Annotated in this window: 19 protein-coding genes; 8 read left to right on the top strand and 11 right to left on the bottom strand. The window is 66.6% G+C overall.

Going from position 1 to position 20,405, the window contains the following annotated elements:
- Window position 1: 1 nt before the first annotated feature.
- Together ACW5IY_RS20270 and pdhA are read right to left on the bottom strand one after the other, a co-directional pair.
- Window positions 2-1,069 carry an alpha-ketoacid dehydrogenase subunit beta gene (locus ACW5IY_RS20270; RefSeq protein ID WP_005414714.1) on the bottom strand — a complete coding sequence of 356 codons (1,068 nt, stop codon included), beginning with the start codon at window positions 1,067-1,069 and terminating at the stop codon, window positions 2-4.
- Window positions 1,062-2,144 (bottom strand): pyruvate dehydrogenase (acetyl-transferring) E1 component subunit alpha, encoded by a 1,083-nt coding sequence (gene pdhA / locus ACW5IY_RS20265; RefSeq protein ID WP_049435711.1) that lies wholly within the window; start codon window positions 2,142-2,144, stop codon window positions 1,062-1,064. The genes ACW5IY_RS20270 and pdhA overlap by 8 nt, the downstream gene beginning before the upstream one ends.
- Window positions 2,145-2,479: 335 nt before the next feature.
- On the opposite strand from pdhA, the gene ACW5IY_RS20260 reads away from it, so the two are divergent.
- The 4 genes from ACW5IY_RS20260 to ACW5IY_RS20245 all read left to right on the top strand — a co-directional run bounded on the left by ACW5IY_RS20260 (window position 2,480) and on the right by ACW5IY_RS20245 (window position 7,027).
- Window positions 2,480-3,355: a tryptophan 2,3-dioxygenase gene (locus ACW5IY_RS20260; protein ID WP_019338596.1), complete on the top strand. Its 876-nt coding sequence runs from the start codon at window positions 2,480-2,482 to the stop codon at window positions 3,353-3,355.
- Window positions 3,356-3,536: 181 nt separating this feature from the next.
- Entirely contained in the window at window positions 3,537-5,036 is a 1,500-nt protein-coding gene (locus ACW5IY_RS20255) for a peptide MFS transporter (RefSeq protein WP_014038761.1), read from the top strand.
- Window positions 5,037-5,055: 19 nt separating this feature from the next.
- A complete protein-coding gene (locus ACW5IY_RS20250) occupies window positions 5,056-5,661 on the top strand; it encodes a thioredoxin family protein (protein WP_049435710.1) in 606 nt (201 codons plus the stop codon).
- 226 nt (window positions 5,662-5,887) lie between these two features.
- On the top strand, window positions 5,888-7,027 hold the full coding sequence (locus ACW5IY_RS20245) for a hypothetical protein (RefSeq protein WP_049435709.1): 1,140 nt from the start codon (window positions 5,888-5,890) through the stop codon (window positions 7,025-7,027).
- Between the two features lie 31 nt (window positions 7,028-7,058).
- Here the strand turns inward: ACW5IY_RS20245 and ACW5IY_RS20240 are convergent, their stop codons facing one another.
- Window positions 7,059-8,114 (bottom strand): PDDEXK nuclease domain-containing protein, encoded by a 1,056-nt coding sequence (locus ACW5IY_RS20240; protein ID WP_049435707.1) that lies wholly within the window; start codon window positions 8,112-8,114, stop codon window positions 7,059-7,061.
- 379 nt (window positions 8,115-8,493) lie between these two features.
- Window positions 8,494-9,051, bottom strand: a complete 558-nt coding sequence (locus ACW5IY_RS20235) for a MarR family winged helix-turn-helix transcriptional regulator (protein WP_081307605.1) — start codon at window positions 9,049-9,051, stop codon at window positions 8,494-8,496.
- Between the two features lie 66 nt (window positions 9,052-9,117).
- On the opposite strand from ACW5IY_RS20235, the gene hppD reads away from it, so the two are divergent.
- Together hppD and hmgA are read left to right on the top strand one after the other, a co-directional pair.
- On the top strand, window positions 9,118-10,230 hold the full coding sequence (gene hppD / locus ACW5IY_RS20230) for a 4-hydroxyphenylpyruvate dioxygenase (RefSeq protein ID WP_192840208.1): 1,113 nt from the start codon (window positions 9,118-9,120) through the stop codon (window positions 10,228-10,230).
- 102 nt (window positions 10,231-10,332) lie between these two features.
- Complete coding sequence (gene hmgA / locus ACW5IY_RS20225; RefSeq protein ID WP_049435702.1) at window positions 10,333-11,631, top strand: homogentisate 1,2-dioxygenase; 1,299 nt, start codon at window positions 10,333-10,335, stop codon at window positions 11,629-11,631.
- Between the two features lie 70 nt (window positions 11,632-11,701).
- On the opposite strand, the gene ACW5IY_RS20220 is transcribed toward hmgA, so the two are convergent.
- Window positions 11,702-12,238 (bottom strand): hypothetical protein, encoded by a 537-nt coding sequence (locus ACW5IY_RS20220; protein WP_049435701.1) that lies wholly within the window; start codon window positions 12,236-12,238, stop codon window positions 11,702-11,704.
- 125 nt (window positions 12,239-12,363) lie between these two features.
- On the opposite strand from ACW5IY_RS20220, the gene ACW5IY_RS20215 reads away from it, so the two are divergent.
- Window positions 12,364-12,996 (top strand): hypothetical protein, encoded by a 633-nt coding sequence (locus tag ACW5IY_RS20215; protein ID WP_049435700.1) that lies wholly within the window; start codon window positions 12,364-12,366, stop codon window positions 12,994-12,996.
- Between the two features lie 74 nt (window positions 12,997-13,070).
- Window positions 13,071-14,036: a sodium:calcium antiporter gene (locus tag ACW5IY_RS20210; RefSeq protein WP_049435699.1), complete on the top strand. Its 966-nt coding sequence runs from the start codon at window positions 13,071-13,073 to the stop codon at window positions 14,034-14,036.
- 160 nt (window positions 14,037-14,196) lie between these two features.
- Here ACW5IY_RS20210 and ACW5IY_RS20205 read toward each other — a convergent pair whose 3' ends face one another.
- The 6 genes from ACW5IY_RS20205 to ACW5IY_RS20180 are packed head-to-tail and all read right to left on the bottom strand — an operon-like array spanning window position 14,197 to window position 20,122.
- A complete protein-coding gene (locus ACW5IY_RS20205) occupies window positions 14,197-14,586 on the bottom strand; it encodes a Na+/H+ antiporter subunit G (protein ID WP_019338586.1) in 390 nt (129 codons plus the stop codon).
- Window positions 14,583-14,867: a K+/H+ antiporter subunit F gene (locus ACW5IY_RS20200; protein ID WP_005411334.1), complete on the bottom strand. Its 285-nt coding sequence runs from the start codon at window positions 14,865-14,867 to the stop codon at window positions 14,583-14,585. Before ACW5IY_RS20200 ends, ACW5IY_RS20205 begins: the two co-directional genes overlap by 4 nt.
- Entirely contained in the window at window positions 14,864-15,370 is a 507-nt protein-coding gene (locus ACW5IY_RS20195) for a Na+/H+ antiporter subunit E (RefSeq protein WP_049435698.1), read from the bottom strand. The genes ACW5IY_RS20200 and ACW5IY_RS20195 overlap by 4 nt, the downstream gene beginning before the upstream one ends.
- On the bottom strand, window positions 15,367-16,902 hold the full coding sequence (locus tag ACW5IY_RS20190) for a monovalent cation/H+ antiporter subunit D (RefSeq protein WP_049435697.1): 1,536 nt from the start codon (window positions 16,900-16,902) through the stop codon (window positions 15,367-15,369). The genes ACW5IY_RS20195 and ACW5IY_RS20190 overlap by 4 nt, the downstream gene beginning before the upstream one ends.
- Window positions 16,899-17,291: a Na+/H+ antiporter subunit C gene (locus ACW5IY_RS20185; protein WP_005419863.1), complete on the bottom strand. Its 393-nt coding sequence runs from the start codon at window positions 17,289-17,291 to the stop codon at window positions 16,899-16,901. Before ACW5IY_RS20185 ends, ACW5IY_RS20190 begins: the two co-directional genes overlap by 4 nt.
- Window positions 17,291-20,122 carry a monovalent cation/H+ antiporter subunit A gene (locus ACW5IY_RS20180; RefSeq protein WP_049435696.1) on the bottom strand — a complete coding sequence of 944 codons (2,832 nt, stop codon included), beginning with the start codon at window positions 20,120-20,122 and terminating at the stop codon, window positions 17,291-17,293. The genes ACW5IY_RS20185 and ACW5IY_RS20180 overlap by 1 nt, the downstream gene beginning before the upstream one ends.
- Window positions 20,123-20,405: the final 283 nt, after the last annotated feature.

Genomic DNA, 20,405 nt, shown 5'->3' with positions numbered 1-20,405 from the left:
GTCAGCCGGCCGCCACCGCGCGCTTGGCTGCCGCCACGATCCGCTCAACGCTCGGCAGGTACTTCATTTCCAGGCGGAACAGCGGAATGTGGGTGTCGTAGCCAGTAACGCGCTCGACCGGGGCCAGCAGGTCGTAGATCGATTCCTCGGCCAGGCGCGCGGCGATCTCGGCGCCGAAGCCCGCGGTCTTCGGGGCCTCCTGCACGATCACGCAGCGGCCGGTCTTGGCCACCGATTCGGCGATGGTGGCGAAGTCCAGCGGACGCAGCGTGGCCACGTCGATGACTTCGGCGCTGATGCCTTCGCCGGCCAGCTTGTCGGCCGCTTCCAGCGCTTCCTTCACCTGCGCGCCCCAGGTCACCAGGGTCACGTCGGTGCCGTCGCGCAGCACGAAGCAGACGTCCAGCGGCAAGGCCTCGCCGTCGTTGACGACCACTTCCTTGTACTGGCGATAGATGCGCTTGGGCTCCATGTAGATCACCGGATCCGGCTCGCGGATCGCGGCCAGCAGCAGGCCGTACGCACGCTGCGGCGAGGACGGCAGCACCACGCGCAGGCCCGGCACGTTGGTGAAGATCGCCTCGTTGGCTTCGCTGTGGTGTTCCGGCGCGCGGATGCCACCGCCCCACGGCACGCGCAGCACCATCGGGCAGTGCAGGCGGCCACGCGTGCGGTAACGCAGGCGTGCGGCGTGGCAGACGATATGGTCGACCATCGGGTACATGAAGCCGTCGAACTGGGCTTCTGCCACCGGCTTCATGCCCTGTGCGGCCAGGCCGATGGTCAGGCCGGCGATGGTGGTTTCGTCCAGCGGGGTGTCGAGGATGCGGTCCGAGCCGAAGCGCTGCTGCAGACCGGCAGTGGCGCGGAACACGCCGCCGTTGACGCCCACGTCTTCGCCCAGCACCAGCACCGACGGGTCGTGCTCCAGCTCCCAGGCCAGCGCCTGGGTGATGGCTTCGATGAGGGTGATCGGCGTGGTGGTCATGCTCTCTTCTCCGCGCGCGACAGCAGCGCTGTCGGCGGCGTTGGTGTGCGCGCCGGGCGCGCCGTTCTTGATCTCATCCATGGCGCTTCTCCAGGGCGATCGCCTGGGCACGCTGGGCCAGCAGGTCCGGCGGCGGATCGGCATACAGGAAGTCGAACATCGCCTCGACCGGCTGCACCGGCGTGTTGAGGTACAGGTTCACTTCCTCGTCCACGCGCGTGCCGCACTCGGCAACCCAGGCGTTTTCCTCTTCTTCGCTCCACACACCGGCGTTGATCAGGTACTTGCGCAGGCGCAGCATCGGCTCGCGCTGCCAGGCATCCTTCACCTCGGCGTCGTCGCGGTAGCGGCGCGCGTCATCGGCGGTGGTGTGGTCGGACAGGCGGTAGGTCATCAGTTCCAGCACGGTGCCACCGTCGCCGGCCAGCGCACGTTCGCGCGCCTGCTCCATTGCCGCCAGCACCGCGATCAGGTCGTTGCCGTCCACCTGCAGGCAATGCAGGCCGCCGGCCAGGCCCTTCTGCGCCAGCGTTTCGGCACCGGTCTGGGCCGAACGCGGAACCGAGATGGCCCAACCGTTGTTGACGATGCACAGGATCAGCGGCAGCTTGTAGGCGCCGGCCGAATTCAGTGCCGCGTAGAAGTCGGTCTTGGAGCTGCCGCCGTCGCCGCACACGGCCACCGCGATCTGCGGTTCCTTGTTGAGCTTGAACTTCAGCGCGGCACCTGCGGCGTGCAGGCACTGGGTGGAGATCGGCACGCAGAACGGGAAGTCCTTGGCCGCGTTGCCGCCGTAATCGTTGCCGCGTTCGTCGCCGCCCCAGTACATCAGCACGTCGTGCGGGCGCACGCCGCGCATGAACATCGCGCCATACTCGCGGTACGACGGTGCGAACACGTCGTCCTTCTGCATCGCAGCACCGATGCCCACGTGCGCAGCCTCGTGGCCCAGGCAGGCGGCATAGGTGCCGAGCTTGCCGGTGCGCTGCAGCGCGATGGATTTGCTGTCGAACGTACGTACGAACAGCATCTGCTTGAACAGCGGTACCAGGACCTTGGGGTCGCGCAGCGACGCGGGCAGGTCATCGCGGACGAGCGTGCCGTCCGTATCCAGGTACTGCAGGTATTCGATCTTGAATTCAGCGGCAACCGTCATTGCGTACTGCACCTTCGACAGAGAAGTTACAAATGATATGAATCGCCATGTTAAGGAACGCGTACGGAATAGCCTTCCTGCGCCGCAACACGGCGATTCCCCGTTTTACCCCTGCCGGCGGGTGGGGGGCCAATAACAACAACGTATTCAGTCGTTGCTGCAAAGCATCAGAATACGCCTCTGGCTGACCGCCAGTACAACGGCCTGGACGGTTCCACGCGCAGGCCCGGGATCGGCCGATGCTCCACGGCCAACCGCACGCCCGGGTATGGGCCCGGCGGCTGCCAGCGCGGCGGCAACGCGCTACCCTTGCCGCCCCCGATCTGGTCCCGCCCATGTCCGTCGACAACAACCAACGCGATCTCGAAGCCGGCATCCACACCGACCTGCAGGGGCGCCTGACCTACGGCGGCTACCTGCGGCTGGACCAGCTGCTCAGCGCGCAGCAGCCGCTGTCCAACCCGCCGCACCATGACGAGATGCTCTTCATCATCCAGCACCAGACCTCGGAGCTGTGGCTGAAGCTGCTGGGCCATGAGCTGCGCGCCGCAATCGGCTTCCTGCAGCGCGATGAAGTCTGGCAGTGCCGCAAGGTGCTGGCGCGCAGCAAGCAGGTGCTGCGCCAGCTGACCGAGCAGTGGTCGGTGCTGGAAACGCTGACCCCGTCCGAGTACATGGGCTTCCGCGACGTGCTGGGCCCGTCGTCGGGTTTCCAGTCGCTGCAGTACCGCTACATCGAGTTCCTGCTGGGCAACAAGAACGCGCAGATGCTGCAGGTGTTCGAGCACGATGCGGCCGGACAGGCGCAGCTGCGCACCGTGCTGGAGGCGCCCAGCCTGTACGAGGAATTCCTGAAGTACCTGGCCCGCTTCGGCCACGCCGTACCGGCCGTGTATGAAAACCACGACTGGACCCAGCCGCATGTGGCCGACGACGCACTGCAGCCGGTCTTCGAACGCATCTACCAGGACACCGACCGCTACTGGCGCGAATACGCGCTGTGCGAGGACCTGGTGGACCTGGAGACCGCCTTCCAGCTGTGGCGATTCCGACACATGCGCACCGTGATGCGGGTGATCGGCTTCAAGCGCGGCACCGGCGGCTCGTCCGGGGTGGGCTTCCTGGCCAAGGCGCTGGAACTGACCTTCTTCCCCGAGCTGTTCCAGGTGCGCACCAGCCTGCAGGCCGGGCCCCCGTCAGCACAGGGCTGATCCGTATTCAGCTTGGATCCCGGCCACTGGCTGGATCGTTTCAGATGCAAGTTCAGCGAGCAGGCTGGCACCTGCCTCAAACGGCGTGTATTTGACGTGAACGCCAGAAGTCGGTGATCCTCGCGCGTTGCTCCAACTGCACAGCGGACGTGCTCGTCATCCACCGAACCAGGAAACCCGCATGAGCGTAAACGCCACTGCGAACACCCCAGAGCCGGCGCTGCCGGACTTCAAGACCACGCTGGGCCACCCGCGCCCGTTGTGGATGCTGTTCATGACCGAGTTCTGGGAGCGCTTTGCGTTCTATGGCATCCGCTGGGCCTTGGTGCTGTACATCGTTGCCCAGTTCTACAACGGCAGCGCTGCCGGTGAAGGCGACGCCAGCCGCATCTACGGCGCCTACCTGGCCCTGGTGTATGCCGCAGCCATCTTCGGTGGCTACGTGGCTGACCGGGTACTGGGCTATCAGCGATCGATCCTGACCGGCGCGATCATCATGGCCGCCGGCCTGTTCATGATCTCGCTGCCGCAGGAGCACATCTTCAAGCTCGGCCTGGCCACGATCATCGTCGGCAACGGCCTGTTCAAGCCCAACATCTCGACCATGGTCGGCAAGCTGTACGGCCTGAAGGACGAGCGCCGCGATTCGGGCTTCACCATCTTCTACATGGGCATCAACATCGGCGCGATGATCGCCCCGGTGCTGACCGAGTACCTGGCCCGCAAGGTGTTCGGTACCGATGCCATGCCGTCCTACAAGGTCGTGTTCATCGCTTCGGGCGTGGGCATGCTGATCTCGCTGGTGTGGTTCTACATCGGTCGCGCCGGCCTGAAGGGCATCGGTGCACCGCCGGCCGGCGCTGAAGGCTTCGGCCGCATCATCATGGTGCTGGCCGGTGCCGTGGTCGCCATTCCGGTCGCGTACTTCCTGCTGGCCACCGGCGCCACCGCGCTGGCCTGGATCCTGGGTGCGATGTTCACCGCCCTGGCCATCCTGCTGCTGGTCGAGGGCATCCGCGAGGGCAAGGTGCAGCGCGATCGCGTGATCGCCATGCTGATCATCTTCGCGTTCAACGTGATGTTCTGGATGTTCTTCGAACAGGCCGGCAGCTCGTTCACCTTCCTGGCCGAGAACATCGTCAACCGCCAGTTCGGCGACTGGACGTTCCCGACCGCGTGGTTCCAGTCGGTCAACTCGGTGGCGATCATCACCCTGGCCCCGATCATCGCCTGGATCTGGGTGGCCATGGGCCGCGCCAATCCGTCCATCCCGCGCAAGTTCGGCCTGGGCCTGCTGTTCAACGGTGCCGCCTTCGCGCTGCTGATGTTCGCCCTGTCGCAGATGGTCGTGGACGGCAAGATCCCGTTCTGGACCCTGTTCATGGTCTACGTCATCCAGTCGGTGGGTGAGCTGTGCCTGTCGCCGATCGGCCTGTCGATGGTGACCAAGCTGGCCCCGGTGCGCCTGGTCGGCTTCGGCATGGGTGGCTGGTTCCTGTCCACCGGCATCGGCAACAACCTGTCGGGCATCTTCGCTGGCGTTGTCAGTGGTGAAGGCGGCATGACGGTCGAGTCGGCCCTGAAGGGGTATACCTTCGGGTTCTGGGCCTTGATCGGCTCCGGCGTGGTGCTGTTCCTGGTCGCCCCGCTGATCAACAAGCTGATGCACGGCGTCAAATGATGATGAGAGGGTAGAAGGCATGCGCAGCAAGCTCGGTGGTGCAATGGTGGTGGTCTGTGCGGCGCTGATCGGCGCCTGTTCCGAACCGCAAGCGCCTGCCGCCGCCGAGCCTACGCAGCCCCTGGATACCCGACCCACCGAGCCACCGGTCGCTGACCCCAGCGAACCGGTGGCCTCGGGCAACACCCCGGTGGCGGCGGACATCGCCGCCATCGCCGGGCTTGGCGCGCAGTTCGACCCGGCCCGCAACCCCGCCGACGATCTGGCCACCGCCAAGGTGGAAGCCCAGCGCGGCAAGAAGCGCATCCTGCTCGAGGTCGGCAACGCCGCCTGCGATCGCTGCCGGGCGCTGGACGAAGTGGTGGAAGGCAACGGCGACCTGCGCCGCTTCCGCGATGCCCACTACGTGTGGGTGAAGGTCAACGCCAGCGACGAACAACCCAACGCCGCCTTCTTCGCCCACTACCCGGTGATGGAGCGCGACTACCCGTACCTGCTGGTGCTCGACGCCGATGGCGGCCTGCTGGTATCGCAGGCGACGGGTGAACTGCGCAAGGGCGAAACCTTCCAGCCCGCGCGCGTGACCGCGTTCCTCAAGCAGTGGGCACCTGACAAACCGGAATAGGGTAGTGCCGGCCGCTGGCCGGCATGCTCTGGTGGATGCCATCTGCTGGCCACCAACCCGGTGGGTGCCGACCGTTGGTCGGCACTGTGGCGCATCCACGCCCCGCGCGGATCTACTGCGCGCGCCGTCACACTCTTCGAATCGGCATCTCAACTTCACCGCACGTACGCCGTTACCGGCAAGGACCTCAGTCGACGCCCCGTCGATGCAACCTACCGGAACGCCCATGCACAGCGACCACGCCGAACGACTGCCCGAACCTGCCAGTACTCTGGCCGAAGGCGAAGCAGGCGAGGGTGTGACCCTGCCGCCGCAGGAGGTGCTGCTGGATGACGCCGGTACCGGCGAGGACAGTGTTGAACTGGCCCCGCCGCGCCATCGCCTGCCGCAGATCGCGCTGCCCGACAACGTGGTGTTGAAGGGTGCGGTGCAGAAACTGGTCGAGCAGAAATCACGGCTCGATGCATTGGCCGCCGACGGCCAGCTGGCCGGGTTGCTGCCGCCGGAATGGCAGGGCCATGGCGTGCGTGCGATCGAACTGTCCACCTTCATCCAGGGCGTGTTGCCGTTCCTGCAGCCGGGCGAGCGTGGCGAGACCGCGCCCGCGCGCCTGCCAGTGCGCCATGTGCTGGGGGACGACAGCCGCTGGGGCCTGGACGATGTGTCCGAACCGAAATCTCTGGCCTGGTACCTGGCTAGCGACGAACGCGCCACCGCCGGCAGCAAGGACGTGGCCGAGGCCTATCTGGTGGGTGCACTCGGCCTGGCGTGGATGCAGGAGGGGCGCAGCCGCCCCGGTTTCCTGCGCGCGATGGGCCAGGACAGCCTGGCGGCGCGAGTGACCATGCTCGGCTATCCGCCGGCCAACGAACTGGCGCTGTACAGCGTCACGGCGCACGGCCAGCCGCAGATCTGGTGCGTGCACGGTCGCCGCCGCATGCGCCCGCTGGTGGCGCCGTGGCTGAGTGTGCCGCTGCTGACCGCCTACGGCGTGCCGGCCCCCGTCGCGTGGCCGTCCAGCTTCCCGCCGGTGGAGGCCGTGGCCGAGCTGCTGGCCACCGCACGGCAGGGGCGCGCGCTGCCGGAAGTAGATCTGGCCAAGGCCGTGGCGAAGATCGCCGAAGATGCCGCATCCGATGCTTGGCAGCCGGTCAGCCTGCTGCAGCTCAACACCTGGTCGCCGCGTTGGCACTTCTTCCTGGGCACCTTCGTCGGCCTGCCGTCGCTGCTGTTGGTGGCTGCGGCGCTGGCGTTGCCGGGGGCAGTCGAAGCGGCCACGGTTGCCGCCTCGCTCGGCTTCGCCGGCGGTGCCATTGCCGCGCTGGCGGTGCCGTGGATCCATGCGCGCCGCAAGCATCTGAGCTGAGGCGTGGGCGCCATCCACGCACGGCGTGGATCTACAGGGAGCTGGGTGCCGCGGTCTGCAGCTGTTGCCTGGCCCGCTCCATGGCGGTCTGCAATCTTTGCTTGAGGACCTCACGAGAGGGCAAGGTGGTCAGGTATTCCGCAACATGGATGCCTGAGCGGTCCAGCTCCAGCAATTCGATCTGGCCGGCCTTCTTCCCTGTGCAGAGGATGATGCCCAACGGCGCCTGCTCGCCGTCCTCACGTTCGTAGCGGTCCAGCCATCGCAGATAGAGTTCCATCTGCCCTTTGTAGGCGGGCTTGAACTCGCCGATCTTCAGTTCGATGGCGATCAGCCTGCGCAGGCGGCGGTTGTAGAACAGCAGGTCCAGGTGGAAGTCATCACCGTCGATCTGGATGCGTTTCTGGCGGGCGACGAAACTGAAACCCGTGCCAAGTTCGAGCAGGAAGCCCTGCATCTCGCGAAGGATCGCGCTTTCAAGGTCCTGCTCATCCCAGCTGTCCTTCAGGCCAAGAAAATCCAGTACGTAGGGATCACGCAGTACCAGCCCCGGAGACAGCTGCTGGTTGCCACGCAGTGCTGCCAACTCATCGGCGATGGTCTGCTCGGGTTGACTGGAAAGCGCCGTGCGCTCGTACAGCATCGAATCGATGCGTTGGCGCAATGTGCGCACACTCCAGCCCTCGGTGGCGGCCATCTGCGCATAGAAGTCGCGCTTGAGCGGATCCGCCAGTGGGATCAGCGCGATGAAGTGGGTCCAGCTCAATTGTCGTATCAGCGATACGACAATCTGCTCATCTGCAAATGCAGTGGAGAACTGCACCATCCTGCGCAAGCTTTTCTCACCGAAGGAGGTACCGAACTCGGCGGACAGCGCCTTGGCTATCCGGGGGAAGAGGACCTCTCCGTAGCGCGCACGTCGCCCAGCCATCTGGTCCACATGGATGCGACGCCCGATTCGCCAGTACAACAGAGTGAGCTCGGTGTTGATGGTCCTGTGCATCCTGCTGCGCGCCGCGCAGATCAGCTCTCTGAGATCGGCCAGCAATTCCTGGCCATGCGGCAGCGTTGAACGCGAGTCATCCATGAGGGAGCCCGTCCGATGTGGATCCATGGCCGGGCTGATACCCGTTGAACGCTTACCGTCAGGCCGTACACACGGACAGTCCAATAGGAGAACTCACTGGAACAGCCCGTTTCGATACACCAGCCTCGCGGAAACGGGCCGTATCAGGCCAATGCGGAAATGCCGCCGGGCGAGGGCGACACTTCAGGACGGGTTCTGCGGGAAGTGAATGTGTCCGATGGCCTTGTTTGTGGCCGGCCCACAGCCCGCCAAAGAGCGGGTCCCGTCAGATCAAAGGTGGCGGACGACAATCGCCCAGCCGCTGTTCCGCTACCGGCCAGGGTCGGCTCCCGCGACTTGGGGCCCAAAACGGCTTGATCCCCACCGTCCCCTTTTTCTTTCAGACCCCTTCGCCCATCCGCTCCAGGCCGTCACCGGCCAGGCGAAGGATCAGCTTTTCCAGCACCTGCTCCTCCTCCTCGCTCAGCACCGACATCAGCTTGCGGGTGATCTCGATCACCATCGGCGCGATGGTCTCGTAGACCTCGAAGCCGGCTGCCGACAGCGCCAGCACCGAGCGGCGGCGGTCGTCGCCGTGGGTCTCGCGCTTGATGAAGCCGCGTTCCAGCAGGCGGGCCACAGCGCGGCTGACCGCCACCTTGTCCATCGCCGTGCGGTCGGAGACCTCGCTGGCCGAGGAGCCCGGGTACAACGCCAGGATGGTGATGACCCGCCATTCGGGAATCGCCAGACCGTAACGATCGCCGTATAGCTTGGCGATGTTGCCGCTGACCCGGTTGGACAGCACGCTCAGCCGGTACGGCAGGAACTGTTCCAGGTCGAGCAGGACGTGCGAAGAACGCAGGCGGGTCGAAACGGGGTCGGCGGGGCTCATGTTGCGGTGCACCTTGCTGGTGGTTTCAAGTGTAACTATAAGGGGTAGGTCCAGACCCTGCATTCTCGCCGGGTCCCTACCTGCCCGCACCTGGTTTGTACCGATGCGGTACCGATTCGGAGCCACGCCATGAATACCGCAGTCCCGACCGCCTCGCACCCCAACCCCGGCATGCAGGTCACCACCTTCGAGAACCCGATGGGCATCGACGGCTTCGAGTTCGTCGAATTCGCCGCCCCGGCCGGCCGTGGCCAGGAGCTGCACGAGTACTTCCGGAAGATGGGCTTCAGCGCGGTGCTCAAGCACAAGCAGCGTCCGATTACCGTCTATCGCCAGGGCGACGTCAACTTCCTGGTCAATGAAGACCCCGATTCGTTCGCCGCCGACTTCGCCGAGAAGCACGGTCCGTGCGCCTGCGGCTTCGCCATCCGCTTCAAGAAGCCGGGCCAGGAGGTCTACCAGACCGCGCTGGGCAACGGCGCTGAAGCCATCGCCTTCAAGCCGGCCAGCAAGGCGGTCAGCGCCCCGGTCATCAAGGGCATCGGCGATTGCATGCTGTACCTGGTCGACCGCTACGGTGCGGCCGGCAGCATCTTCGACGGCGACTACGAGCCGATCGCCGGCGCCGACCTGCGTCCGTTCGGCTTCGGCCTGACCTTCATCGACCACCTGACCCACAACCTGTACTTCGGCAACATGCAGCAGTGGTCGGATTACTACGAGCGTCTGTTCAACTTCCGCGAGATCCGCTACTTCGACATCAAGGGCCTGAAGACCGGCCTGGTGTCCAAGGCGATGACCGCGCCGGACGGCATCGTGCGCATCCCACTGAACGAATCGTCGGACCCGAAGAGCCAGATCAACGAGTACCTGGACGCGTACAAGGGCGAGGGCATCCAGCACATTGCCTGCTTCACCGAGAACATCTACGAGACCGTTGAAGCCATGCGCGCGCAGGGCGTGGATTTCCTCGACACGCCGGAGACCTACTTCGATGTGATCGACCAGCGCGTGCCGAACCACGGTGAAGACGTGCCGCGCCTGGCGAAGAACAAGATCCTGATCGACGCCGATCCGGAAACCCACCAGCGCAAGCTGCTGCAGATCTTCACCCAGAACTGCATCGGCCCGATCTTCTTCGAGATCATCCAGCGCAAGGGCAACGAAGGCTTCGGCGAAGGCAACTTCACCGCGCTGTTCGAGAGCATCGAGCGCGACCAGATCCGCCGCGGCGTGCTGTAAGGTCATCGGTAGCGCCGGGCCAGTCCCGGCGCCTGCCCCTCTGTAGAGCCGGGCCATGCTCGGCTGCTTTCCGTTCCGGTCTCGCCGTACCCAGGAGCCCCCATGTCCCCCGCCATCACCGCCCGCGGCTACCAGTCCGGCTTCGGCAACGAATTCGCCACCGAGGCCGTCGCCGGCGCGCTGCCGGTCGGGCAGAATTCGCCGCAGAAGGTGGCCCACGGCCTGTATGCCGAGCAGCTGACCGGCACCGCCTTCACCGCGCCGCGTGGCAGCAACCGCCGCAGCTGGCTGTACCGGATCCGCCCGGCGGTGACCCATGGCGAGTTCACTCCATTTGCGCAGTCGCAGCTGCAGTGTGATTTCGGCGCACAGCCGGCCTCGCCGAACCAGCTGCGCTGGAGCCCGCTGCCGCTGCCGGAGCTGCCGACCGACTTTGTCGAGGGCCTGTACACGATGGGTGGCAACGGCTCACCCGACGCGCATGCCGGTGTCGGCATCCATCTGTATGCGGCCAACCGCGACATGGTCGGCCGCTACTTCTACGACGCCGACGGTGAACTGCTGATCGTGCCGCAGCTGGGCGCGCTGCGCCTGCTGACCGAGCTGGGCGTGATCGAGATCGAGCCGCAGCAGATCGCGGTGATTCCGCGCGGCGTGCGTTTCCGCGTCGAACTGCCCGATGGCCCGAGCCGCGGCTACATCTGCGAGAACTACGGTGCGTTGCTGAAGCTGCCCGACCTCGGCCCGATCGGTTCCAACGGCCTGGCCAACCCGCGCGACTTCGAAACCCCGCACGCGGCGTTCGAGGATATTGATGGTGATTTCGAACTGATCGCCAAGTTCGAAGGCCGACTGTGGCGTGCGCCGATCGACCATTCGCCACTGGACGTGGTGGCCTGGCACGGCAACTACGCGCCTTACCGCTACGACCTGCGTCGCTTCAACACCATCGGATCGATCAGCTACGACCACCCGGATCCGTCGATCTTCCTGGTGCTGCATTCGCCCAGCGACACACCGGGCACCAGCAACATGGACTTCGCGATCTTCCCGCCGCGTTGGCTGGTGGCGCAGAACACGTTCCGCCCGCCGTGGTTCCACCGCAACATCGCCAGCGAGTTCATGGGTCTGGTGCATGGCGCCTACGACGCCAAGGCCGAAGGCTTCGTGCCCGGCGGTGCCTCGCTGCACAACTGCATGAGTGGCCACGGTCCGGATGCACCGACCTTCGACAAGGCCTCCAACGCCGATCTGTCCAAGGCCGATGTGATCAAGGACACGATGGCCTTCATGTTCGAGACCCGTGCGGTGATCCGCCCGACCGCACAGGCGCTGGCCGCCGGCCACCGCCAGGGCGATTACCAGCAGTGCTGGAACGGCCTGCGTAACAACTTCCGTTGATCAAAAAAGGGGACGGAGGGGATTAAGTCGTTTGTGCCACAAACGACTTAATCCCCTCCGTCCCCTTTTTTCAGGCCGTGGCCGCGAACGCGTCGCAATGCTCCAGCGGCAACGCCTCCAGCAGGCGCTGCCGCACGCGTTGGCAATAGCCCTCCGAGGTCAGCCCGGGCAGCATCTGCATCGCTGACTGCAGCCGCTGCAGCACCTCTTCATCCGCACGCGCCTGCTGCAGGTCGCGGAACAGTGCTGCCGCCTGCGGGTGGCGCTGCATCTCCAATATGCCCAGCACGTAGATGCGCGCGGCCACCAGCGAACGGCGACGTTCGATCGCGGGTGCAGCAGGCGCCGCTGCCGGTGCTGTGGGCACCGACGCTACCGCGGCTGCGGGCGACGGTGCCGGGGCTGTGGCGCCAGTGCCGGTGCTCAGGTATCCCGCCTGCACCAGCTGGATGACCATCGCCGGTGCTTCCTGGCCGAGCAGGCCGGTCAGGTCGGCAACGGTGCGCTGGCCGTCGCACAGGATCAGCAGCCGGCGCTGGCGCATGTCCAGCGGCGCGCGGTGGGCCTGCAGCGCGGTTCGGGCGAGATCGGTCTTGCGCGGTTGCATGGAAGGGACAGCCAGGTCGGTGCTCGCCGAGCCTGAACGAAGGCGATGAAACCGCGATGACAATGCAGCATCTGCACGTGTGCTGCGCTAGCGTGCAGCTACCTTCGTGCCAGGGAACCGCACCGATGAAGCACCTTCCGATTGCCGGTCTGTTGTTGCTGTCACTTGCCGCTTGCAACCGCACGCCTGAGACACCTGCTGATGCCCCGGCCAAGGGCGCTACGCCGGCTGCTGCCACAGCTGATGCCGATCTGGCGACCCAGTCGCCGGCCGATCCTCGCACCGACAGCCCGGCGCAGCTGGATGGCTTCGCCGGCGTAAAGCTGGGCGCTGGCATTGCCGAAGTCCGCAGCGGTTTCGGGAAGCCCCTGCAGGGGCTGGGCACCGATGCCGCCGGCAAGCCGCTGCCGGCTGACGATGGCAACGATGGCTGTTACTTCCTGCGCCCGCAGGATGCCGAGGACCCGCGCCTGATGATCGAAGGCCGCAAGCTGGTGCGTTACGACGTGCGCAGCGCCGCCATCACCGCACCAGGCAGCGGCAAGGTCGGCATGACCCTGGGTGAGCTGCAGGTGCTGTACCCGGAGCGGGCCGATGTCGGCCCTGACAAGTACGACGAGAAGGCCCAGCACCTGCGCGTTCGCCCGGCGCAGGAGGGCGGGGCGGTGATCGACTTCGCGCTCGGTGCCGATGGCCGGGTGGGTGCCTGGCGCGTCGGGCAGACCCCGCAGGTCGATTATGCGGAAGGGTGTGGCTGATCCTTGATCCACGGCCCAGCCGCGCGTGCGGGCCAAGCGTAGAATCGCGCCACCACTGCTGGGGGGAGTGCTCGATGATCGCCATTGCCATTGCCTGGTTCCTGCTCGGCCTGCTGCTGCTGGCGCTGGGCGGGGACTCCATCGTCAAGGCCGTGTCCGGCCTGGCCCAACGTTTCGGGGCCAGCCCGTTCACTGCCGGGCTGCTGCTGCTCGGGGTAACCACCTCGTTGCCGGAACTGGCGGTCAATGCGCGCGCGCTGGCGGTGGGCCAACCGGAGCTGGCCCTGGGCAACGCGGTGGGCAGCAGCATCGTCAACCTGGGCCTGACCCTGGCCGCGGCGGCCATGGCTGCGCCACTGCTGCTGCGCGCGCGCCTGCAGACGGTGCTGTGGTGGTCGCTGCTGGCGGCCGGCGTGCTGCTGATCCTGTTCGGTCTTGATGGCGGCCTGGCACGCTGGGAGGGCGGCGTACTGCTGGCCGGCTTCATCGTGGTGCAGGTGCTGCTGCTGCGCCGTGGCCGCGGCGAGAGCGCCGAGGTGCAGGCGGCCATTGCCGAATCCGCACTGAGCCGCACCAGCCTGCCGTTGAACGTGTTGCGGGTGCTGATCGCCGCGCTGGCCCTGTACTGGGGCGCACGCCTGGTGGTCGGGGCCGCGGCGGACTTCGGCGTAGCCCTGGGTTGGACGCCGCTGCTGGTCGGCCTGCTGCCGGTAGCGATCGGCACCGCACTGCCGGAGGTGGCCACCGCCATCGCCGCCGCCCGTCGCGGGCATGGCGACATGGTGCTGGGCCACGTGCTGGGTTCCAGCGTGGTCAATCTGCTGCTGGTGATCGGTGCGATGGCGGTGCTGCAGCCGCTGGCGCTGCCGGCCTCGTTCGTGCGCCTGGAACTGCCGGCGCTGCTGGCGTTCGCGCTGGTGCTGTACCCGATGCTGCGTGGCGACCTGAAGATCAGCCGCGGCGAGGGCGCAATCCTGCTGGTCGCGTTCATCGGCTGGTTCGTGCTGGAGCTGCTGCTGGTCGGCGCCCCGTCGTTGTAGATCCACGCCATGCGTGGATGCGGTTGTTTCCGTGCCGACCAACGGTCGGCACCCACCACCGATCTCCCGGTGGGGGCCAACCACTGATCACCTGGTGGGTGCCAACCTTGGTTGGCACTCGCGAAAACAATGCGCCGACCAAGGTCGGCCGCTACCGGATTTACCGGCTCTGCGAACCTTCTTCCTCGCGCACCGGTTCCGGCGGCGGCAGCTGCTCTTCAGCGGCCGGCTCGTTGCCGGGCAGGCTGGGGCGGGTCTCCATCAGCAGCGACAGCGCGGCCTTGGCCATCATGTGCGCGCTGATCGGCGCGGTGATGAACAGGAACACGGTGATCAGCAGCTCGCGCGGCTGCGGGTCCTGGCCGAGGAAGATGTGGTAGCAGACCGAGCACACCAGCACGCAGCCCACGCCCAGCGTGCTGGCCTTGGTCGGTGCGTGCAGGCGCTTGAAGAAGGTGGACAGCTTCACCAGGCCCAGTGCGCCGACCAGGATGAAGAAGCAGCCGAACAGCAGCAGGATCGACAGGCCGATCTGGATCGCGGTGATCATTCGACGATGTCCCGGCGCAGCACGAACTTGCTCAGCACCACGGTGCTGCCGAAGCCGAGCATGGCGATGATCAGCGCGGCCTCGAAGTAGATCGGCGAGTTGAGGTACATGCCGAACAGCATCAGCTCGGCGATCGCGGTCACCGACAGCGTGTCCAGCGCGAGGATGCGGTCGGGCACGGTCGGCCCGCGCAGCAGGCGCCAGGTGGCCAGCAGCATGGCCAGGCCGACCACGTGCATGCACACCACCAGGGTGGTCTGGATGACTTCAAAACCGGTCATGGGAAGATCTCCATCAACGGCGCCTCGTAACGGCGCTTGATCGTATCGATCAGGTCCTGTGGGTCCTCCAGGTGCAGCACGTGCACCAGCAGGTACTTGCGGTCGTCACTGAGCGCGGCCGAGACCGTGCCCGGGGTCAGGGTGATCATGCTGGTCAGCGCGGCGATGCCGTGGATGTTGGCGATGTCCAGCGGCAACCAGATGAAACCGGGGTGGATGTTCTTCTCCGGGCCGAGCACCTGGATGGCGACGCGGATGTTGGACATCAGGATGTCCCACAGGGTCACGCACAGCAGTTTCGGCAACGGGCGCAGGGTGCCGATGCGCGCGAACTCGCGGTCCAGGCGTGCAGCGAACAGCGGCACCACCACGCCCAGCACCAGCCCCAGCACGATCTGGCCGAGGGTGAAGCTGTCGGACATCAGCAGCCAGAACGCCACCACCATGATGCTGAGCATCGGCGAGGGAATGACGCGGCGGAACAGGGAGCGCTGGGCGGTCATGGCTGGCGGATCTCCGGCGTGGTCGCACGCAGCTGCTGCACGTACTCACTGGGGTGCAGCAGCTGTGCGGCGGTGGCCTCGGTGTAGCGCATCAGTGGGGCGGCGCCCAGGGTCATGCCGATGCCGTAGCCCAGCAGGATGCAGGCGGCGTAGAGCTCGACCCGGCGCAGGCGTGCCTTGCGCGGCTTCGGTGCCTCGGGATCGACCGGTGGCACGCGCCAGAACAGGCGGATGCCGCCGCGGGTCAGGCCCATGATCACCAGCAGGCTGCTGACCAGCACCGCGGTCCAGACGGGGGCGGTGTACTGTGCCGGCATGCCAGCCAGCAGCGCGGCCTTGGCCAGGAAGCCGGACAGCGGCGGCAGGCCGGCCACCGATACCGCGCCGATCAGGAACAGCACCGCTGGGGTTTCCTTGCCCGGCATCGGTGCCACCACTTCCTTGCGGTCGCTGGCGCCACCACGTCGGCGGCGGATCAGGTCGGCAATCAGGAACAGCGCGGCGGCGACGAAGCTGCTGTGTGGCAAGTAGTACAGGCCGGCTGACAGCACCTGCGGCGTGCCTACCGAGAAGGCGATGAACAGCGTGGCTGCCGACACGATCACCAGGTAGGAGATCAGCACGCGCAGGCGGGTTGCGGCCAGCGCACCCAGGCCACCGAGCACCAGCGTTGCCACGCCGGCCCACAGCAGCCAGTCGCGGCCATAGCCGGTCATCGCGCCGGCATCGTCGCCGAACCACAGCATCTGGATGCGCAGCACCGAGTACAGGCCGACCTTGGTCATGATCGCGAACAGCGCAGCCACGGCGGCCGGCGCGCGCGAATAGGCTTCCGGCAGCCACAGGTACAGCGGCATCAGTGCGGCCTTGGCGCAGAACACCAGCAGCAACAGGCCCATCGTCGCCTTCACCAGGGTCAGCTGCGCCGCTGGCACCTCGGCGATGCGCTGCGACAGCTCGGCCATGTTCAGCGAACCCAGCGAGGCGTACAGCAGGCCCAGCGCGATCAGGAACAGGGTCGAGGCGGTGACGTTGAACACCACGTAGTGCAGGCCGATGCGCATGCGCAGGCCGCGGCCACCGCTGAGCAGCAGGCCGTAGGAGGCGATCAGCATCACCTCGAAGAACACGAACAGGTTGAAGATGTCGCCGGTCAGGAACGCACCGTTGAGGCCCACCAGCTGGAACTGGAACAGTGCATGGAAGTGCGGTGCGCGGCGGTCCCAGCCCGAGCAGGCATGCAGCAGGCAGGGAATGGCCAGCAGCAGGGTGGTCAGCAGCATCCACGCCGACAGCCGGTCGGCCACCAGCGCGATGCCCAGCCGCGATGGCCAGTCTCCCAGCAGGTAGACGTTGATGTCACCGCTGGCCGTGCTGGCAAACAGCAGGCCCACCGCCAGGGCCAGCGCCGACAGCGCGGTCCAGGCCACCGCGCGCTGCACCCTCGGGCCGTAGCGACGGTGTTCGACGAACAGCGACAGCGCAGCGCCCAGCAGGGGAATCAGGATCGGCAGGATCACCAGGTGGTTCATGCGCGGTCCTCGCCCTGGCGCGGCGGCACGCGCTCATCCTGCAGGTCGTCGTCGGGCTCGTGGGCGTCCACGTGGTCGCTGTGGTTGTCGCTGCGGCTGCGCATGGCCAGCACGATGCTCACCGCAGTCATCGCGAAGGCGATCACGATCGCGGTCAGCACCAGTGCCTGCGGTAACGGGTCGGTGTAGTTGCCGAGATGGCTGTCCACGCCTTCCTGCAGCACCGGCGCCTTGCCCAGCACCACGCGGCCACCGGCAAAGATCAGCAGGTTGGTGGCGTAGGACAGGAAGGTCATGCCGAGGATCACATCGAAGCTGCGCGCACGCAGCAGCAGGTAGATGCCGATGGCGGTCAGCACGCCGATCGCGGTAGCCAGGGCCAGTTCCATCAGTGCATCTCCCCGGTGCGGGCCGAACGGCGTTGCAGGTCGATCTCACCCTTGCGGGCAGTGCGGGTACGCGACGGCTTGATCGTGCCCATCATCGACAGCATCAGCATGGCGCCGCCGAACACCACCAGGTAGACGCCGATGTCGAAACCGATCGCGCTTGCCAGCGGCACGTCGCCGATCAGCGGCAGGTGCAGGTCGAGGTGGCCGCTGGTCAGGAACGGCACGCCGAACAGCATCGAGGCGCAGCCACTGAGCAGGGCGATCAGCAGGCCCATGCCGATGCAGCGGATGTAGTCGAAGCCGAAACGCGATTCCACCGACGCGGTGCCCTGGATCACGTACTGGATCAGCAGCGGCACCGCCAGCACCAGGCCGGCGATGAAGCCACCGCCCGGCGCGTTGTGGCCGCGCAGGAACAGGAAGATCGAGACGGTCAGGGTGAGCGGGAACATGATCTGCGCCAGGTCGGCCGGCACCGGCAGCTTGATCGGCGGGCCGGGCATGATCTGCTCAGGTGCCATCCGCGTACGCCGCAGCAGCGCGTGCACCACCAGCGCAGCGATGCCGAACACGGTGATCTCGCCAAAGGTATCGAAGCCGCGGAAGTCGACCAGGATCACGTTGACCACGTTCTGGCCATATGCCTCGGGCAGGGCACGGGCGAGCAGCTCGCCGGCCATGGTGTTGGGCGGCAGGGTCATCGCGGAATAGGCCAGCGCGCCAAGCCCGGCACCGGCGATGATGGCGATCACCGCATCGCGGCGCTTGCGCCAGCGCGGCCGCTCCGGCCCGGACTGCGCGGGCAGGTAGTTCATGCCCAGCAGCATCAGCACCAGGGTCACCATCTCCACCAGCAGCTGGGTCAGGGCCAGATCGGGTGCGGACAGGAACACGAAGGTCAGTGCCACCATCAGGCCGACACCGCCCACCAGCAGCACCGCCAGCAGGCGCTGCTTGTAGACGCGCAGGGTGGCAACGGCGCAGGCCATCATCACCAGCCACAGCACCCAGCCCAGCAGCGGGATCGGCTGCGGCGCGGTCCAGTTCGGCGAGGCCGGGTTGGCCACGAACGGCGCGGCGGCGACCACGATCGCCACCAGCACCAGGCCCAGCAGCATGCGCTGCAGGCTGCCATTGGCGATGCCATTGGTCAGGCGCATGGCCAGCGCGGAAAGGGCATCCAGCTGCGCATGGAACACGTTGCGGCCGGTGGTGCGGGTTTCCACGCCGTGCAGGTTGATCAGCTTGCGCAGGCCGAAGTACAGCGCCACGCCACCGACTACGCCGATCGCGCTCATCGCCAGCGGCAGGTTGAAGCCGTGCCAGACCGCCAGGCTGTACTCGGGCATGGCGTTGCCGAGGATCGACGCCGCAGCGGCATGCAGCACCGGCGCCACGGTCAGTGCCGGGGCGATGCCTACCGCCACGCAGATGACCACCAGCAGTTCCACCGGCACCTTCATCCAGCGCGGCGGTTCATGCGGCACGCGGTCCAGGTCGTGCGGGCCAGGGCCGAAGAAAGTGTCGTGCACGAAGCGCAGGCTGTAGGCCACGCCCAGTACGCCGGCCAGCAGCGCGGCGACCGACACCGCCGTGCGCATCGCACCCGGGCCGCCACCGGCGGTCAGCGCTTCGGCGAACAGCATTTCCTTGGACAGGAAGCCGTTGAGCAGCGGGATGCCGGCCATCGCCAGCGAGGCGATGATCGCCAGCGCGCTGGTGAACGGCATCAGCTTACGCAGGCCGCCGAGCTTGCGCATGTCACGGGTGCCGGTTTCGTGGTCGATGATGCCGGCGGCCATGAACAGCGAGGCCTTGAAGGTGGCGTGGTTGAGGATGTGGAACACGCCGGCCACCACCGCCATCGGCGTGGACAGGCCGAACAGCAGGGTGATCAGGCCCAGGTGCGAGATCGTTGAATAGGCCAGCAGGCCCTTCAGGTCGTGCTGGAAGATTGCGTTCCAGGCGCCGATCAACAGGGTGATCGCGCCGATGCCGCTGACCGTGTAGAAGAACAGGTCGCTGCCGGCCAGCGCCGGATGCAGGCGCGCCAGCAGGAACACACCGGCCTTCACCATGGTGGCCGAGTGCAGGTAGGCCGAGACCGGGGTGGGCGCCGCCATCGCGTGCGGCAGCCAGAAGTGGAACGGGAACTGCGCGCTCTTGGTGAAGATGCCGGCCAGCACCAGGAACAGGGCATACGGGTACAGCGCGCTGGCGCGGATCTGCTCGCCGGCGGCCAGTACCACGTCCAGGTCGAAGCTGCCGACGATGCGGCCGATCAGCAGCACGCCGCCGAGCAGGGCTAGGCCGCCACCGCCGGTGATCACCAGCGCCATGCGCGCGCCTTCGCGGGCGTCCTGGCGGTGCGACCAGAAGCCGATCAGCAGGAACGAGCTGATGCTGGTCATTTCCCAGAAGATCATCAGCAACAGCAGGTTGCCCGACAGCACCATGCCCAGCATGGCGCCCATGAACAGCAGCAGGTAGCAGTAGAAGCGGTGCGCGTTGTCCTGCTGGCTCAGGTAGTAGCGCGCATACAGCACCACCAGCGCGCCGATCCCCAGCACCAGCCCGGCGAACATCCAGGCCAGCCCGTCCAGGCGCAGGGTGAAGTCCAGGCCGATCTGTGGCAGCCAAGGGACCATCGTCCGCACCACCTGGCCGTCGAGTACGGACGGGGTCAGCCAGCCGAGGATGGCCAGTCCGCCCAACGGCGCCAGCGCCGCCAGCCAGGCAGCAGTCGAGCGCGAACTACGGGGGAAGGCCGCAACAGCCGCTGCCATCAGGAACGGCAGGGCCAGCAGCAGGGGCAGGCTGGGGAGCATGCAGGGAATCCATGATTCACGAGCAGGTCAGGGAGGATAACAGGCTGCGAAATGTCGCCGAAACCCATCGAACAGCGATCAATTGCATGTAACGTTCGCTGATTCATTTTTTCTGCGGTGCAGCATCGCGTTCCTGCATCTCTTCCCCGCTAGCCCTGGGAGGACACCCTACGCCCACGCAGGGAGACCGCAGGCCCTGTCGCACAGGGGCTGCCGTCGACGGGCGGGAAGTGGGGAGCGAGTCACCGGGGCAGGCTGGCAGGGCCGTCGTGGAGTGCGGGTG

It is taken from the genome of Stenotrophomonas sp. C-A (assembly GCF_054030835.1).
Note: the sequence above shows the minus strand (reverse complement) of the source record. Positions and strands in the feature narration are given on the sequence as shown.